The 15,494-nt window shown below is 63.7% G+C and carries 14 protein-coding genes and 1 pseudogene; 11 read left to right on the top strand and 4 right to left on the bottom strand.

Annotated elements, in window-relative coordinates:
• Positions 1 to 5: 5 nt before the first annotated feature.
• Together RQH62_RS17850 and RQH62_RS17855 are read left to right on the top strand one after the other, a co-directional pair.
• Entirely contained in the window at positions 6 to 584 is a 579-nt protein-coding gene (locus RQH62_RS17850) for a thymidine kinase (protein WP_311270076.1), read from the top strand.
• Positions 581 to 1,132 carry a GNAT family protein gene (locus RQH62_RS17855; RefSeq protein ID WP_311270077.1) on the top strand — a complete coding sequence of 184 codons (552 nt, stop codon included), beginning with the start codon at positions 581 to 583 and terminating at the stop codon, positions 1,130 to 1,132. The genes RQH62_RS17850 and RQH62_RS17855 overlap by 4 nt, the downstream gene beginning before the upstream one ends.
• Here the strand turns inward: RQH62_RS17855 and RQH62_RS17860 are convergent.
• Positions 1,125 to 1,842 (bottom strand): annotated as a pseudogene (locus tag RQH62_RS17860) (HAD family hydrolase). The gene RQH62_RS17855 and the pseudogene RQH62_RS17860 sit on opposite strands and share 8 nt — an antisense overlap.
• 61 nt (positions 1,843 to 1,903) lie before the next feature.
• Between RQH62_RS17860 and truB the strand changes: the two are divergent.
• The 8 genes from truB to ligA all read left to right on the top strand — a co-directional run bounded on the left by truB (position 1,904) and on the right by ligA (position 12,467).
• Positions 1,904 to 2,959 carry a tRNA pseudouridine(55) synthase TruB gene (gene truB / locus RQH62_RS17865; protein WP_311270078.1) on the top strand — a complete coding sequence of 352 codons (1,056 nt, stop codon included), beginning with the start codon at positions 1,904 to 1,906 and terminating at the stop codon, positions 2,957 to 2,959.
• A complete protein-coding gene (rpsO, locus tag RQH62_RS17870) occupies positions 2,956 to 3,225 on the top strand; it encodes a 30S ribosomal protein S15 (RefSeq protein ID WP_311270079.1) in 270 nt (89 codons plus the stop codon). The genes truB and rpsO overlap by 4 nt, the downstream gene beginning before the upstream one ends.
• A gap of 292 nt (positions 3,226 to 3,517) precedes the next feature.
• Complete coding sequence (gene pnp, locus RQH62_RS17875) at positions 3,518 to 5,863, top strand: polyribonucleotide nucleotidyltransferase (protein WP_311270080.1); 2,346 nt, start codon at positions 3,518 to 3,520, stop codon at positions 5,861 to 5,863.
• Between the two features lie 160 nt (positions 5,864 to 6,023).
• Positions 6,024 to 7,037, top strand: a complete 1,014-nt coding sequence (locus RQH62_RS17880) for a histidine kinase dimerization/phosphoacceptor domain -containing protein (RefSeq protein WP_311270081.1) — start codon at positions 6,024 to 6,026, stop codon at positions 7,035 to 7,037.
• A gap of 54 nt (positions 7,038 to 7,091) precedes the next feature.
• A complete protein-coding gene (locus RQH62_RS17885; RefSeq protein WP_311270082.1) occupies positions 7,092 to 7,880 on the top strand; it encodes an outer membrane protein assembly factor BamD in 789 nt (262 codons plus the stop codon).
• Between the two features lie 144 nt (positions 7,881 to 8,024).
• Positions 8,025 to 9,689, top strand: a complete 1,665-nt coding sequence (gene recN / locus RQH62_RS17890) for a DNA repair protein RecN (RefSeq protein WP_311270133.1) — start codon at positions 8,025 to 8,027, stop codon at positions 9,687 to 9,689.
• Between the two features lie 79 nt (positions 9,690 to 9,768).
• Positions 9,769 to 10,143, top strand: a complete 375-nt coding sequence (locus RQH62_RS17895) for a putative quinol monooxygenase (RefSeq protein ID WP_311270083.1) — start codon at positions 9,769 to 9,771, stop codon at positions 10,141 to 10,143.
• 206 nt (positions 10,144 to 10,349) lie between these two features.
• Positions 10,350 to 12,467, top strand: coding sequence for an NAD-dependent DNA ligase LigA (gene ligA / locus RQH62_RS17900; RefSeq protein ID WP_311270084.1), 2,118 nt, complete (start codon positions 10,350 to 10,352; stop codon positions 12,465 to 12,467).
• A 1-nt stretch (position 12,468) separates the two neighbouring features.
• Here ligA and RQH62_RS17905 read toward each other — a convergent pair whose 3' ends face one another.
• Positions 12,469 to 12,858, bottom strand: coding sequence for a helix-turn-helix domain-containing protein (locus RQH62_RS17905; protein WP_311270085.1), 390 nt, complete (start codon positions 12,856 to 12,858; stop codon positions 12,469 to 12,471).
• A gap of 108 nt (positions 12,859 to 12,966) precedes the next feature.
• Between RQH62_RS17905 and RQH62_RS17910 the strand changes: the two genes are divergently transcribed.
• Positions 12,967 to 13,578, top strand: coding sequence for an NAD(P)-dependent oxidoreductase (locus RQH62_RS17910; RefSeq protein ID WP_311270086.1), 612 nt, complete (start codon positions 12,967 to 12,969; stop codon positions 13,576 to 13,578).
• 141 nt (positions 13,579 to 13,719) lie between these two features.
• Here the strand turns inward: RQH62_RS17910 and yghU are convergent, their stop codons facing one another.
• Both yghU and RQH62_RS17920 read right to left on the bottom strand, forming a co-directional pair.
• Positions 13,720 to 14,589: a glutathione-dependent disulfide-bond oxidoreductase gene (gene yghU, locus RQH62_RS17915; RefSeq protein WP_311270087.1), complete on the bottom strand. Its 870-nt coding sequence runs from the start codon at positions 14,587 to 14,589 to the stop codon at positions 13,720 to 13,722.
• Positions 14,590 to 14,675: 86 nt separating this feature from the next.
• Positions 14,676 to 15,110: a universal stress protein gene (locus tag RQH62_RS17920; RefSeq protein WP_311270134.1), complete on the bottom strand. Its 435-nt coding sequence runs from the start codon at positions 15,108 to 15,110 to the stop codon at positions 14,676 to 14,678.
• Between the last annotated feature and the right edge of the window lie 384 nt (positions 15,111 to 15,494).

Consider the following 15,494-nt stretch of genomic DNA (forward strand, 5'->3'; position numbering starts at 1 on the left):
GAGGCATGGCGAAACTCTATTTCTACTACAGTTCGATGAATGCGGGGAAATCGACCACCCTGCTGCAATCGGACTTCAACTATCGTGAGCGCGGCATGGACACGATGCTGTGGACCGCCGCGCTGGACGATCGTTATGGCCATGGCCGGATCGTGTCGCGCATCGGGCTGGAGGCGCAGGCGCATCTGTTCGATCCCAACGTCGATATCTTTGCCGCCATCGCCGCGCAGCATGAGATGACGACGCTCTCCTGCGTGCTGCTGGACGAGGCGCAGTTCCTCACGGAGGCGCAGGTATGGCAGTTGGGCGCGGTATGCGACCGGCTTGGCATCCCGGTCCTCTGCTATGGCATCCGCACCGATTTTCAGGGGCAGCTTTTCCCCGGCAGCGCGGCGCTGCTGGGGCTGGCCGACTCGCTGAGCGAGATCAAGACGATCTGCGAATGCGGGCGCAAGGCGATCATGAACCTGCGCGTAGACGGGCAGGGCAGGGCGATCCGGCAGGGCGACCAGACCGAGATTGGCGGCAATGACCGTTATGTGGCGCTGTGTCGCCGCCATTTTGTGGAGCAGATGCAGCGATGAACCGGATGGAGCAATTGCTGGCGCCGATTGACGCGCCGGGCCTGTATCTGGAGCAACTGCGCGAAGAACATCGCGAGGCGCTGCGCCCGCTGTGCCCGGTGGATGATCCGGTGTGGGAGATTTTTCCCGCCAACTGGTCGGGGGACCATTTCGATGCGATATTCGATGCGACCATCGCCAACCCGGACCGCTTTCCCTTTCTGATCGTGGCGGATGGGGTGTCGGTCGGCATGTCCGGTTTTCTGCGCGTGGCCGCCGCCGACAACTGGCTGGAACTGGGCGGCACCTATATGACGCCGGCCGCGCGTGGCACGGGCCTGAATGGCCGGATAAAGCCGCTGCTGATCGGTCGGGCGCTGGATTGTGGTTTCACCCGCATCGAATTCTGCATCGACCAGCGCAATGTCCGATCGCAAAAGGCGGTGGAGAAACTGGGCGCGGTGCGCGAGGGCGTGCTGCGCAAGCAGCGCATCACCTGGACCGGCCATGTCCGCGATACGGTGATCTATTCGATCCTGGTCGACGAGTGGCAGGCGCGGATCAACTGATCGTCGCGATCCAGTCCGGCAGGTCTGCAAGGCGCGCCAGTTGCGTGAAGCAGGCATGATCCGACGGGGCGGGGGCGCTTTCATGCACCCATGCGCCTTCCTGCGGGATGAAGGCGGCCCATGCCCCGGCTTCCAGCGCAGGCAATATGTCGGAACGCATGGAATCGCCCGCCATTACCGCTTCTTGCGGGGCGATATTCCAACGCGAAAAGAGCGTGCGGAACGTGTCCACTTTCTTGTCGCTGACAATTTCGATGCCGGAAAACAGCTCGCCAAGGCCTGATGCAGCCAGCTTGCTTTCCTGATGCAGCCAGCTTGCTTTCCTGATGCAGCAGGTCGCCTTTGGTCACCAGCACCGGTGGCGCAATCTTCGCAAGCCGCTCCAACGTCTCTTCGACGCCGTCGAACAGGTCGACGGGATGCGCCATCAAGGCACGGCCCGCCGCCAATATCTCCCTGATCGTCCCGGTGGAGAGTTTGTCGCCCGCCAGGTCCATTGCCGTCTCAATCATCGAGAGGGTGAAGCCCTTGGCGCCATAGCCATAGAGCGGCAGGTTGCGAATTTCGCAGGCGATCATGCGTTCGCGCGTCACATCGGCTGCCGCGAACGGGCGCAGCATGTCGAACAGCGCGGTTTCGGTCGCGTGGAAATGGCGCATATTATGCCAGAGCGTATCGTCGGCATCGAGGCAGATGAGCTTGATGGTCATGGGCGGTCCACTAACGCATTAAGGGCTGACAGGACAGAGGGGGAGAGGTAAGCGCGCCGCCATGCACGGCTGGATCATTCTCGACAAACCCCATGGCCTCGGTTCGACGCAGGCGGTCAGCGCGGTGAAGCGCGCGCTACGGACCCAGCGGGAAGTGCTGGGCGGCACGGAAAAGTGGAAGGTCGGCCATGGCGGAACGCTTGATCCGCTGGCGACTGGGGTGCTGCCGATCGCGGTGGGCGAGGCGACCAAACTGGCGGGGCGGATGCTCGACAGCGACAAGATTTACGACTTCACGATCGCGTTCGGAAGCCAGACGGATACGCTGGATCTGGAGGGGAAGGTCATTGCGGAAAGCGATCATGTGCCCACGCTGGCCGAGATAGAGGCTGTGCTGCCGCGTTTTACTGGTCCGATCGAGCAAGCGCCGCCTGCCTACAGCGCTATCCTGATCGACGGTCAGCGCGCCTATGACCTTGCCCGCAAGGGGGAGGTCGTGGAGATGAAGCTGCGGTCGGTGACGATCCATGTGTTGGAAATATCCTCTCCCCAAGGGGGAGAGGATGGTGCAGCTTGCCCGCGAAGCGGGTTAGCGGAGCCTGGAGAGGGGGAGGGTGCGCCAACCCCCTCTCCAAGCGCGGCTAGGCAGCAAGCTGCCGAGCCTTGCTATCCTCTCCCCCAAGGGGAGAGGATTTCCGAAGTCACCCTTCGCGCCCATGTGTCCAAGGGCACCTATATCCGCTCGCTGGCCCGCGACATCGCGCTGGCGCTGGGTACGGTCGGTCATGTCACCATGTTGCGCCGGATCAAGGCCGGGCCGTTCACGCTGGAAACCGCGATTTCGCTGGACAAACTGGACGAAGCTGCTAGGGGCGGCGCAATCGGCAGACTTATGCTGCCGCTGACCGCAGGGCTGGACGACATCCCGGCTCTTGCAGTCTCTCCCGATGAAGCGCTGGCTCTCCGTCAGGGGAAGGTGCTTTCGGGGTCCGACATTGCCACCGGTCTTCATCTGGCGTTTGACGGGAACATTCCCGTGGCGCTGGTCGAAGCACAGGACGGAGACATCCGGGTAGTGCGTGGATTTAACCTGATGCCGAAGGAAGAAGACAGATGACGATCACTGCCGAGCGCAAAGAAGCGCTTATCAAGGAATATGCCCGCGCTGAGGGTGACACCGGTTCGCCGGAAGTCCAGGTTGCGATCCTGACGGAACGCATCACCAACCTGACCGAGCATTTCAAGGGTCATCACAAGGATAACCACAGCCGTCGCGGCCTGCTGATGCTGGTCAACAAGCGCCGTTCGCTGCTGGACTATCTGAAGAAGAAGGATGGGGCGCGTTACACCGACCTCATCGCCAAGCTGGGCCTGCGCAAGTAAGCCTGCTAATAAGGGACGGCCCCATTCGGGGCCGTTTCCGATTCTGACAACATGGCTCCGGGCAATCCGGCACGGCGTCATGATCCGGGGAATGTCCCCACCACCGTTCGGGCTGAGCGAAGTCGAAGCCCACCGCCGATCGAAGAGAGGCCAGAAGCCATCGCTTCGCTCAGGCGCGCCCTTCGACAGGCTCAGGGCGAACGGAGGAGAGGTAAGGCTCTCCACCCATGGACCTTAAGGTTCAACAAAGGCCCCGCCTGGCAATAGGGCCAGGTGGGCGAAGGAAAACTCTATGTTCGATGTAAAGAAAGTTTCGATCGAGCTGGCTGGCAAGACGCTGACCCTCGAAACCGGCCGTATCGCGCGTCAGGCTGACGCTGCCGTGCTGGCGACCTATGGCGAAACCGTGGTGCTGTGCGCCGTGACCGCCGCCAAGAGCGTGAAGGAAGGCCAGGACTTCTTCCCGCTGACCGTCCACTATCAGGAAAAGTACAGCGCCGCCGGTCGCATTCCCGGTGGCTTCTTCAAGCGTGAACGTGGCGCGACGGAAAAGGAAACGCTCGTTTCCCGCCTGATCGACCGTCCGATCCGCCCGCTGTTCCCCGAAGGTTTCTATAACGAAATCAACGTGATCGCGCAGGTTCTGTCGTTCGACGGCGAAAGCGAGCCCGATATCGTAGCGATGATCGCCGCTTCGGCCGCACTGACGCTGTCAGGCGTGCCCTTCATGGGCCCGATCGGCGCCGCCCGCGTCGGGTACAAGGATGGCGAATATCAGCTGAACCCGTCGCTGGACGAAGTGAAGACCGGCGAACTCGACCTGGTCGTCGCCGCCACCGGCAACGCGGTGATGATGGTCGAATCCGAAGCCAAGGAACTGTCGGAAGACGTCATGCTGGGCGCGGTCCTGTTCGCCCATGAAGCGTCGAAGAAGATTGCCAACGCGATCATCGACCTGGCTGAAAAGGCTGCCAAGGATCCGTGGGACATCGCCAAGGGCGACAATCTGGAAGACCTGAAGAAGAAGCTGAAGAAGCTGATCGGCAAGGACATCACGGCAGCCTACAAGCTGACCGACAAGTCGGCCCGCTCGAACGCGCTGAACGAAGCCCGCGCCAAGGCGAAGGCATCCTTCACCGCTGAAGGCCTGGATGCCCAGACCGTGATGGCCGGCATCAAGCTGACCAAGAAGCTGGAAGCGGAAATCGTGCGCGGCGCCATCCTGAAGGACGGCAAGCGCATCGACGGCCGCACCACCACGCAGATCCGTCCGATCGAAGCGATGGTCGGCTTCCTGCCCCGTACCCATGGTTCGGCCCTGTTCACGCGCGGTGAGACGCAGTCCATCTGCACCACCACGCTGGGCACCAAGGACGCCGAGCAGATGATCGACGGCCTGACCGGCCTGCATTATGAAAACTTCATGCTGCACTATAACTTCCCGCCCTATTCGGTCGGTGAAGTCGGCCGCTTCGGCGCGCCGGGCCGTCGTGAAGTCGGCCATGGCAAGCTGGCATGGCGTGCGCTGCACCCCGTGCTGCCCAGCAAGGACGAGTTCCCCTACACCATCCGCGTTCTCTCGGACATCACCGAGTCCAACGGCTCGTCGTCGATGGCGACGGTCTGCGGCGGTTCGCTCTCGATGATGGACGCCGGTGTGCCCCTGAAGCGCCCGGTTTCGGGCATCGCCATGGGCCTGATCCTGGAAGGCAAGAATTTCGCTGTCCTCAGCGACATTCTGGGCGACGAGGATCATCTGGGCGACATGGACTTCAAGGTGGCCGGTACCGAAGCAGGCATCACCACGATGCAGATGGACATCAAGGTTGCCGGCATCACGCAGGAAATCTTCGAAGTCGCGTTGCGTCAGGCGAAGGAAGGCCGCGCCCATATCCTGGGTGAGATGAGCAAGGCGCTGTCCTCGACCCGCACCGAACTGTCGGCGCATGCCCCGCGCATCGAGACGATCCAGATCGACAAGTCGAAGATCCGTGACGTCATCGGCACCGGTGGTAAGGTCATCCGCGAAATCGTTGCCGAAACTGGCGCGAAGGTCGACATCGACGACGAAGGCATCATCAAGATCTCCTCGTCCGACACCGCCCAGATCGAGGCCGCCAAGAAGTGGATTCTCGGCATCGTCGAGGAAGCCGAAGTCGGCAAGGTCTACACCGGCAAGGTCGTCAACATCGTCGATTTCGGTGCGTTCGTGAACTTCATGGGTGGCAAGGACGGCCTCGTCCACGTGTCCGAAATGAAGAATGAGCGCGTCGAAAAGCCGACCGACGTCGTGTCGGAAGGTCAGGAAGTGAAGGTCAAGGTTCTCGAAATCGACCCGCGCGGCAAGGTTCGCTTGTCCATGCGCGTCGTCGATCAGGAAACCGGCGAAGAGCTGGAAGACACCCGTCCTGCCCGCGAACCGCGTGAACCGCGCGGCGATCGTGGTGGTGAAGGGCGCGGTGATCGGGGCGATCGTGGCCGTGGCCCGCGTCGTGACGGCGGCGACCGTGGCGGTCGCGGTGGCGATCGTGGTCCGCGCCGTGATGGCGGTGACCGTGGTCCCCGTCGTGAACGCGGCGAAGGCGGCAATGACGATGGCCCCAGCGGCGGTCTGCCCGATTTCCTGACCCAGGACTAAGCATCGCTTCGGTCAATCGACCGGATATGATCTGAAAATAACGGGGTGCCCGGTCCGCCGGGCGCCCCGTTTTTGCATTTGCCTTTCCGCGCGCTAACTTCGATCAAGGAAGCAGGGCAAACTTCTGATAGTGTAACGATGGTCTGATGGGGGGGGCGTGGTGCAGCGAAGGAATGAGCGCTTTGTCGAACGCCTGCCGCTTGTGCTCGACCGGCCGCTCTACGCCTATGTGCTGACGAGCATCTTCTGCGTCTCGGCGCTGCTGCTGCGCGTAGCGGCGGACCCTTTGCTGCCGGTCGGCTATCCGTTCGTTACCTTCTTTCCCGCCGTCATCCTCTCCTCTTTCCTGTTTGGCGTGCGGCCCGGCATCTTCGCCGGCCTGCTGTGCGGGATAATCTCCTGGTATGTGTTCATTCCGCCGCATAACGGCTTTGCGATCAACCCTGCGGTGGTCGTGGCGATGCTGTTCTACAGCGGGGTCGTGGCGGTCGATATCGCGCTCATTCACTTCATGCAGCGCGCCAATTTCAACCTGGCGGTGGAGCGGGAACGCAGCCGGACGCTGGCCGATCATCGTGAACTGCTGTTTCAGGAATTGCAGCATCGCGTGTCCAATAATTTGCAGGTGGTCGCGGCGATGCTCGCGCTCCAGCGCCGCCATGTCGATCATGACGTCGCCCGTCGCGCGCTGGATGATGCGTCCGAGCGGGTGGGGCTGGTCGGGCGGATCAGCCGGACACTTTATGATCCGTCGGGGGCGGGGCAGGACATGCACGGTTTTCTGTCGATGCTGACCGCTGATATCATGGATGCCAGCGGGCGGCAGGACGTCGCCCTGACCGTGACGGCGCCGGCCGGTCTGCGGCTGGACCCCAATATCACCGTGCCGCTGGCGCTGGTCGTGGCGGAATCGGTCAGCAATGCGATCGAACATGGCCTGCCCGATCGCGCCGGCCATATCCATGTCAGTCTGGAGGCGGCGGATGGTGCGCTGGCGCTGGAAGTGGCCGACGACGGGCATGGTCTGGCGCCCGGCGGCGATGCAGGCCAGTCGCTCGGCCTGCGCATCGCCCATGCGCTTGCGGCCCAGTTGGGCGGGCGTTTCGCCCTTACCGCAAGAGCGCAGGGTGGTGCGATCGCCCGGCTTGATCTGCCCGCTGCGTCAGCCTGTTGACGAAGGCGCATTCTGCCGCTTGGCGACGGCGATCCGCTCGGCTATGACCCGGCCATGCTGACGAAAACCCTGACGCGCATCGGCGCGGCCACCGCCCTGGTCCTGATCGCCTCGCCCGTGCTCACCGGCTGCTCCACATCGAAGAACAAGGCCGACACCCAATATGTCGCCCGCGACGTGTCGACCCTGTATAACAGCGGTAAGGATCGGCTCGATCGTGGTCAGTACAAGCTCGCCGCTGCCCTGTTCGACGAGGTGGAGCGCCAGCATCCTTATTCGCCCTGGGCGCGCCGGGCGCAGCTCATGTCCGCGTTCAGCTATTATATGAATCAGGACTATAATGAGTCCATCGCCGCATCGCAGCGTTTCCTGTCGATCCATACCGGCAACAAGGACGCGCCCTACGCTTATTATCTGATCGCGCTCTGCTATTATGAGCAGATTGCCGACGTCACCCGCGACCAGAAGATCACGCAGCAGGGGCTGGATGCGCTGGGCGAACTGATCCGCCGTTATCCCGACACCCGCTACGCCGCCGACGCGCGGTTGAAGGTCGATCTGGTCAACGACCATCTGGCCGGCAAGGAAATGGAAGTCGGCCGTTTCTACCAGCGCCGTGGCCAGTGGCTCGCCGCCACGTTGCGCTTCCGTTCGGTGGTGGACAAATATCAGACCACGACCCACACGCCTGAAGCGCTGGAGCGTCTGGTCGAATCCTATCTCTCGCTCGGCATTCCCGCCGAAGCGCAGAAGGCCGCCGCCGTGCTGGGTCGCAACTATCCCGGCACCAAATGGTATGAACGCAGCTACAAGCTGATGCAGCAACATGGCGGCAAGGCTTAACGTTTTTTAGCCCCTCCCTTTCAAGGGAGGGGTTGGGGTGGGTCGCGAGCGAAGCGAGCGTCCAACCTCGCCGTTGCAGGCGCCGCTGGCGCGGCGCACCCACCCCCTGACCCCTCCCTTGAAAGGGAGGGGGGAGTTATCGCGCTGCTAACCTCGCTCGCCATCCGCAATGTCGTGCTGATCGAAGCGCTGGACCTGGAGTTCGGCGCCGGCCTGTCCGTGCTGACAGGTGAAACCGGCGCGGGCAAATCGATCCTGCTCGACTCGCTGGGCCTGGCGCTGGGTGCGCGCGCCGATAGCGGTCTGGTCCGTAACGGTGAGGCGCAGGCGAGCGTCGTCGCGGCCTTCGAGCCGCCCGCTGCCTCCACCCGCGTCGCCCTGCTGCTCGCTGACAATGGCATCGACATGGAACCGGGCGAGCCGCTGTTGATCCGCCGTCTGGTGAAGGCCGATGGCGGCAGCCGCGCCTTCGTCAACGATCAGCCCTGTTCGGCCGCGCTGCTGCGCGACATTGGCGGATCGCTGGTCGAGATCCACGGACAGCATGACGATCGCGGCCTGCTCAACCCGCGCGGCCATCGGGCGTTGCTCGACAGCTATGGCCGTTGCGATGCAGGCGCAGTCGCCACCGCTCATGCGGGCTGGCGCGCCGCCGCCAACGCGCTGGCCGACGCGCGCGAGACGGTGGACAATGCCGCGCGCGACCGTGATTATCTGACCCATGCGGTCGAGGAATTGCGCAAATTCGCGCCCGAACCGGGCGAGGAAGCGACCCTCGCAGAAGAGCGCGCGACCATGCAGAAGGGCGCGCGGCTGACCGATGATTTGAGCGCCGTGAACGATTGCCTGACCGGCTCCGATGGTGGTCTGGCCCAGTTGCGGCAGGCGGCGCGCCGGCTCGACCGGATTGCGGGCGAAGAGCCGCTGCTGGGCGCCGTGCTTGAGGCGCTGGATCGTGCGGTCGTCGAAGCGGGCGAGGCGGAGGATCGGCTGGCCGAAGCCGCCGAGGCGCTGAGTTTCGATCCCGCCCGGCTCGATTCGATCGAAACCCGCCTGTTCGACCTGCGCGGTCTGGCCCGCAAGCATCAGGTGCAGCCCGACGATCTGGCCGCCCTGCGCGACGAGATGGCGGCGAAGTTGGCCGCGATCGAGGGCGGGGAAGAGCATATCGCCGCGCTGGAAAAGGATGTGGCGGGCAAGGCCGACGCCTATCGCGCGGCGGCGCAGACGCTGTCGGCCGAGCGGCAACTGGCCGCCGGGCGCCTCGACGCTGCGGTGGCTGGCGAACTGGCGCCGTTGAAGCTGGACGCCGCGCGGTTCCGTACCGTGGTGGCGCAGCTGGACGAGGGCCAGTGGAGCGGGCAGGGCATGGACCGGGTGGAGTTCGAAATCTCGACCAACCCCGGCGCGCCCTTCGCGCCGCTGGCGAAGATCGCGTCGGGCGGTGAATTGTCGCGCTTCATCCTGGCGCTCAAGGTCGCGCTGGCCGAGCGGGGCGGGGCGGACACTTTGATTTTCGACGAGATCGACCGGGGCGTCGGCGGCGCAGTGGCCGATGCGATCGGCGAGCGACTGGCGCGGCTGGCGCAGAGCAACCAGATATTGGTCGTCACCCACAGCCCGCAGGTCGCGGCGCGGGGCGCGGGCCATATGCTGATCGCCAAGTCGAGTGACGGGACCGTGACGCGCACCGGCGTCCATGCGCTGAGCGATGCTGAGCGTCGCGAGGAAATTGCGCGGATGCTGTCCGGCGCGGAAATCACGGCGGAAGCGCGCGCGCAGGCGGAGAGACTGCTGGAACGGGTGTAGCCGTTCCCCGGCGAAGTTGATGGGAGTCACGTGCCTCCCATCAACTTCGCCGGGGAACAGCATGGAGGAGGGGTAGCATATGACTCATAACCGCAGAGACATGCTTGGCCTGACCGCCGCCGCGATCGCCGCCAGTGCGATGCCCGCCGCCGGGCAGGAGGCCAAACCCCGCTATGGCCTGATCGGCCAGATGCTGAGCCAACCCGGCAAGCGCGACGAACTGGTCGCGATCCTGACGGCGGCGACTGGCGGGATGCCCGGTTGCCTGTCCTATGTGGTGGCGCTGGACACTACCAATACGGACGCGATCTGGATCACCGAAATCTGGGACAGCCGCGAAAGCCATGCCGCTTCGCTCAAACTCCCAGCCGTGCGTGCTGCGATCGCCAAGGCGCGGCCGATCATCGCCGGCTTCCCGCAGCATTTCGAAACGGTACCGGTGGCGGGCATATAATTATTCGCCGTTCGTGCTGAGTAGGGCCTGAGCGAAGTCGAAGACCCGTATCGAAGCATCCGGTGTAACGCGCGATCCTTCGATACGTTGAGCAGGTCGGATTGTCCCCCGGACAATCCTGAACCATCCGGGGGATGGTTCACCTGCTCAATTCGGCTTCGCTCAATGGCTACTCAGGACGAACGGAGGAGGTTATGGACGCTTTTATGACCGACCCCGCGACCCTCACCGAAGCCGACGCCGCCAACCGCCTGATGCGCCTTGCGAAGGAGGTGGCCAAGCATAACCGCCTCTATCATGATCAGGACGCGCCAGAGATCAGCGACGCAGACTATGACGCGCTGATCCGCGAAAATAATGCGCTGGAGGCGGCCTTTCCGCACCTGATCCGCGCCGATTCTCCCAATGCACAGGTGGGCGCCGTCGCCACATCGGCGCTGAAGAAAGTGCCCCATGCCGTCCGCATGATGAGCCTGGACAATGGTTTTTCGGACGAGGATATCGGAGAATTTCTGGCCCGCGTCCGCCGCTTTCTTGCTCTGCCCGACGATGCACCGCTGGCGCTGACCGCCGAGCCGAAGATTGACGGCCTGTCTTGCTCGCTACGCTATGAAAAGGGCGCTTTGGTGCTGGCCGCCACGCGCGGGGACGGGACGACGGGGGAGGATGTCACCGCCAATGTCCGCACGATTCCCGATATTCCGCAGCAACTGGCCGGCCCGAACATCCCCGACCTGTTCGAGGTGCGCGGCGAAGTCTATATGGCCAAGGGCGATTTCGTGGCGCTCAATCAACGCCTGCTGGCCGAGGCGGACGACCCTGAAAGGGCGCGCCAGTTCGCCAATCCGCGCAATGCCGCCGCCGGATCGCTGCGCCAGAAGGACGCCACCGTCACCGCTGCCCGGCCGCTGTGTTTCCTGGCCCATGGCTGGGGCGCGCACAGTGCAGTGCCCGCCGACACACAACTGGGCGTCATGCAGGCGATCGCAAGCTGGGGCCTGCCGGTGTCGGACATGCTGGCCTGCGTCGATAGTCTCGACGCGCTGATCGCCCATTATCGCGGGATCGAGGCGGCGCGCGCCGAACTGCCCTTCGATATTGATGGTGTCGTCTACAAGGTCGACCGGCTCGACTGGCAGCAGCGGTTGGGCTTCGTGGCGAAGGCGCCGCGCTGGGCCATCGCCCATAAATTCCCGGCCGAACGGGCGCAGACCACGCTGGAAGCCATCGACATTCAGGTCGGCCGCACCGGCAAGCTGACCCCGGTGGGTCGCCTGACGCCCGTGACCGTGGGCGGCGTCGTCGTCTCTAACGTGACGCTCCACAATGCCGACGAGATTGCGCGGCTGGGCGTGCGCCCCGGCGACCGCATCGTCGTGCAGCGCGCGGGCGACGTCATCCCGCAGGTGGTCGAAAATCTGACTCGTGACGAAGCGCGCGAACCCTTCCCGTTCCCGACCCATTGCCCCGTCTGCCAGTCCGAAGCGGTGCGCGAGGAGGAGGAAGTCGATTTTCGCTGTACCGGCGGTCTCATCTGTCCGGCCCAGCGGTTCGAGCGGCTGCGCCATTTCGTCAGCCGTGCGGCGCTGGATATCGAGGGGCTGGGGGAGAAGTCCATTCAGGAATTTATCGACCTGGGCTGGATCGCCGAACCGGCCGACATCTTCCGCCTGAAAAAGCATCGACCCGACCTGATCGGCCGCGAAGGGTGGAAGGAAAAGTCGGTCGACAATCTGCTCGCCGCGATCGAGGCGAAGCGGGCCCCCGATGCCGCAAAGCTGCTCTTCGGCCTTGGCATCCGCCATGTCGGGGCGGTGACGGCGCGGGATCTGCTCAAGCGCTATACCGCGCTGCCGGCGATCCGTGTGATCGGTGAAGAGATTATCGCCCTGCGCGCCGCCGCCGATCCTGCGGAGACGCAGGCCAAGCGCGACAAGGCGATCGCCGAACATATCGGCGTCGAAAATGTCGGGAGCGCGGTCGGCCATGCGCTGGCCGATTTCTTCCACGAACCGCATAATGTGGAGGCGTGGGAAGACTTGCTGCGCGAAGTGTCGCCGCCCGATTATGTAGTCGAAACCACCGCCAGCGCCGTGACCGGCAAGATCGTCGTCTTCACCGGCAAGCTGGAGACGATGAGCCGCGACGAGGCGAAGGCACAGGCCGAACGGCTGGGCGCGAAGGCGGCGGGATCGGTCAGCGCCAAGACCGATCTGGTCGTGGCTGGTCCCGGCGCGGGCAGCAAGCTGAAGCAGGCCGCCGCGCTGGAGATCAAGGTGATCAGCGAAACGGAGTGGGCCGAGATCGTGAAGGCGGCGGGGTAATTTAAGCGGCGAGGGCCGCGTCCGCATCATGGGCGCGGCGCGCCGCCATGATATCGCCGACATGACTTTCGGCCCAATGGGTGATCTGGTCCAATATACCGATCAGCCCGCCGGCCAGCGGCGTCAGCCGATATTCCACCGTCACCGGCACGGTGGGGAAGGCGGCCCGGCTGACCAGACCGTCGCGCTCCAGGCTCTTCAACGTCTGCGACAGCATCTTCTGCGAAATCGCCCCAATCCGCCGCCGCAGGTCGTTGAAGCGTACCGGCCCGTCCTTGAGCGTCAGCATCACCAGCACCGCCCATTTGTCGCCGATCCGGTCCAGCACATGGCGGGTCGGGCAGTCGGGATTATAGGCGTCGCCTATGCGGGGCGGCTGGGGCAAATCCATAGTGGTTTCCTTGGCGTAACCTGGTGATAGCAAAGTGCCTTCTTGCGACCATGATATCGCAATCGCTATCTGGTTTCCATCAGTAACCACCATATGGAGATTGGAAGCATGAAAGTAGCGATCATCGGCGGCACCGGCCGCGCTGGCACGGAAATCAGCGCGGAACTGGCGCGGCGCGGGCATCAGGTGACGGCCATTTCGCGCCATCCCGAAAATGCGGTCAAGGTTGATGGGGTGACGGCGGTTGCCGGTGATGTCCAGCACCCCGGCGCGCTGGTCGAAGCGATCAAGGGCCATGATGTGGTGGTCAGCGCGGTGATGTTCTCCGACACCGATCCGGCCTCGCTGGTCGGCGCGGTACGCGATTCCGGTGTGCCCCGCTATCTGGTGGTCGGCGGCGCCGGCAGCCTGGAGGTCGCGCCGGGCGTGGCGCTCATCACCACCCCGGAATTTCCCGAAGCGTACAAGGCCGAAGCGGGGAGGGGCGCGGATTTCCTGACCTATCTGCGCGGCGTGGACGACATCGACTGGACCTTCCTCTCGCCGTCCGCCTATTTCTTCGTTGGCGACCGCAAGGGCAGTTTCCGCCTCGGCAAGGACGCATTGCTGGTCGATGCGGATGGCAACAGCAGCATCTCCTACGCCGACTATGCCATCGCGCTGGTCGATGAGATCGAACAGCCGCAGCATAGCAAGGCGCGGTTCACGGTGGGCTATTGAAGCTCTTCCAATTCCCCTCCCGCTTGCGGGAGGGGCAGCGAGACTTGCGCGCGCAGCGCGTTAGTCGCAGCGGGGTGGGCAATCGCGACGTCCAGCCCACCCCCTAGCCCCCTTCCGCAAGCGGGAGGGGGAATTCAGATTTTAAGCCGTGCCTTCCAGCTTGTCCTGCGTCTTCGTCTCGAAGTCGCTCGCGGCGTGCCGTTCGTGCAGTTGCTCTTCCAGCGGCCCGTTCGCCTTGTTGACCATGCGGCCGCGCTTCACTGCGGGGCGGGCGTCGATCTGCCTGGCCCAGCGCAGCAGGTTGGTGTAGCTGCCGGCGTCCAGAAACTCCGCCGCGCCATAGGCCCGGCCCAGCACGACGCCGCCATACCAGGGCCAGATCGCAATATCGGCGATCGTATATTCCGCACCCGCCACATACTCATTGTTCGCCAGACGCTTGTCCAACAGGTCCAGCTGCCGCTTCACTTCCATCGTATAGCGGTTGATCGGATATTCGTATTTCTCCGGCGCATAGGCGAAGAAATGGCCGAAACCGCCGCCCAGCAGCGGGCCTGCGCCCATTTGCCAGAACAGCCAGTTCAGCGCCTCGGTGCGGCCAGCCGGGTCGGTCGGCAGGAACTTGCCGAATTTCTCCGCCAGATAGAGCAGGATCGAGCCGGATTCGAACACCCGCTGCGGCGGCGATACGCTGCGGTCGAGCAGGGCAGGGATCTTGCTGTTGGGATTGACGTCGACGAAACCGCTGCCGAACTGGTCGCCATCGCCGATGCGGATCAGCCAGGCGTCGTACTCGGCGGCGGACACGCCCGCTTCCAGCAATTCTTCCAGCAAGATCGTCACCTTCTGCCCATTGGGCGTGGCGAGCGAATAGAGCTGGAGCGGATGATCGCCGACCGGCAGATCCTTGTCATGGGTCGAGCCGGCGATCGGCCGGTTGATGCTGGCGAAGGGGCCGCCAGCCTCCTTGTCCCAGGTCCAGACTTTTGGCGGGGTATAAGTGTCGGTCATGCGGGCTGGCTCCGATAAGTGGATATGGCCCGCAGGTAGGAAGCGGCCCCGCCGCCCGCAACCAAGCCCCTCTCAACTATCGATGATTAATTCGCATCCGTCCGCACCACCAGCACGCTGATCGGCGATTGGTGGACGATGGCGGACGCATTGGAGCCGAGCAGTTTGGACGAAAGTGACGGTTGATGCGATCCGATGAGGATCAGGTCTACCTTGCGCCGCTCCGCTTCTATCAGCACCTCGTCCCGCACACGGCCGCGCCGGGTGAAAATCTGGGTGCGGGCCGGGTCCAGCCCTGCTTCGTCCGCCCATTCCTGCATGGCGGCCATCGCTTCCTCCTCTTCCCGCTCATCGAAGTCGATCGCCAGCAACTCGGAATAGCGGGTGGGCAGATAATAGCGGACATAGAGGATATGGACGGTGCCGGTGGTGCCAGCAATTTCGGCCGCGCCGGCAATGGCGGCATGGGCCAGGTCCGGGCTGTTGACATCGACGGCGGCCAGGATCGTGGTGTAGGGCATCATCCTCTCCTTATGCTTGTGTCCCCTTCAACCGGCGACACGCGCGAGCGATGCGCCTGTCATCAAAGATTCCCGAAGCGACATATATAAGGAATAGCCGCAATATCCGCGCAATCCGTCGCGCCGGGGATGACGCTATTGCCATGGGCGCCTATCTGCTGCGGCAAGTAGCTTGAAGATGTCGGTCCCGGAACGGGAAGGCCCGAAAATTTTTCCGGTTCCGTCCCCTTGACCAGCGAAGCAACTTTTCCATATGCATGCCGCTAGCACTCCTGATCGGCGAGTGCTAACAAAGACAGGTTCATCGGGAGAAGGACAGGCGGAAAGGGCATTTCGGAGCGCGACTCCGTTTTCCCATTCGCTGCGCCCCATCCCAAATTACGC

It is taken from the genome of Sphingobium sp. WCS2017Hpa-17 (genome assembly GCF_031843765.1).
In the GTDB taxonomy this organism is placed as follows: Bacteria; Pseudomonadota; Alphaproteobacteria; order Sphingomonadales; family Sphingomonadaceae; genus Sphingobium.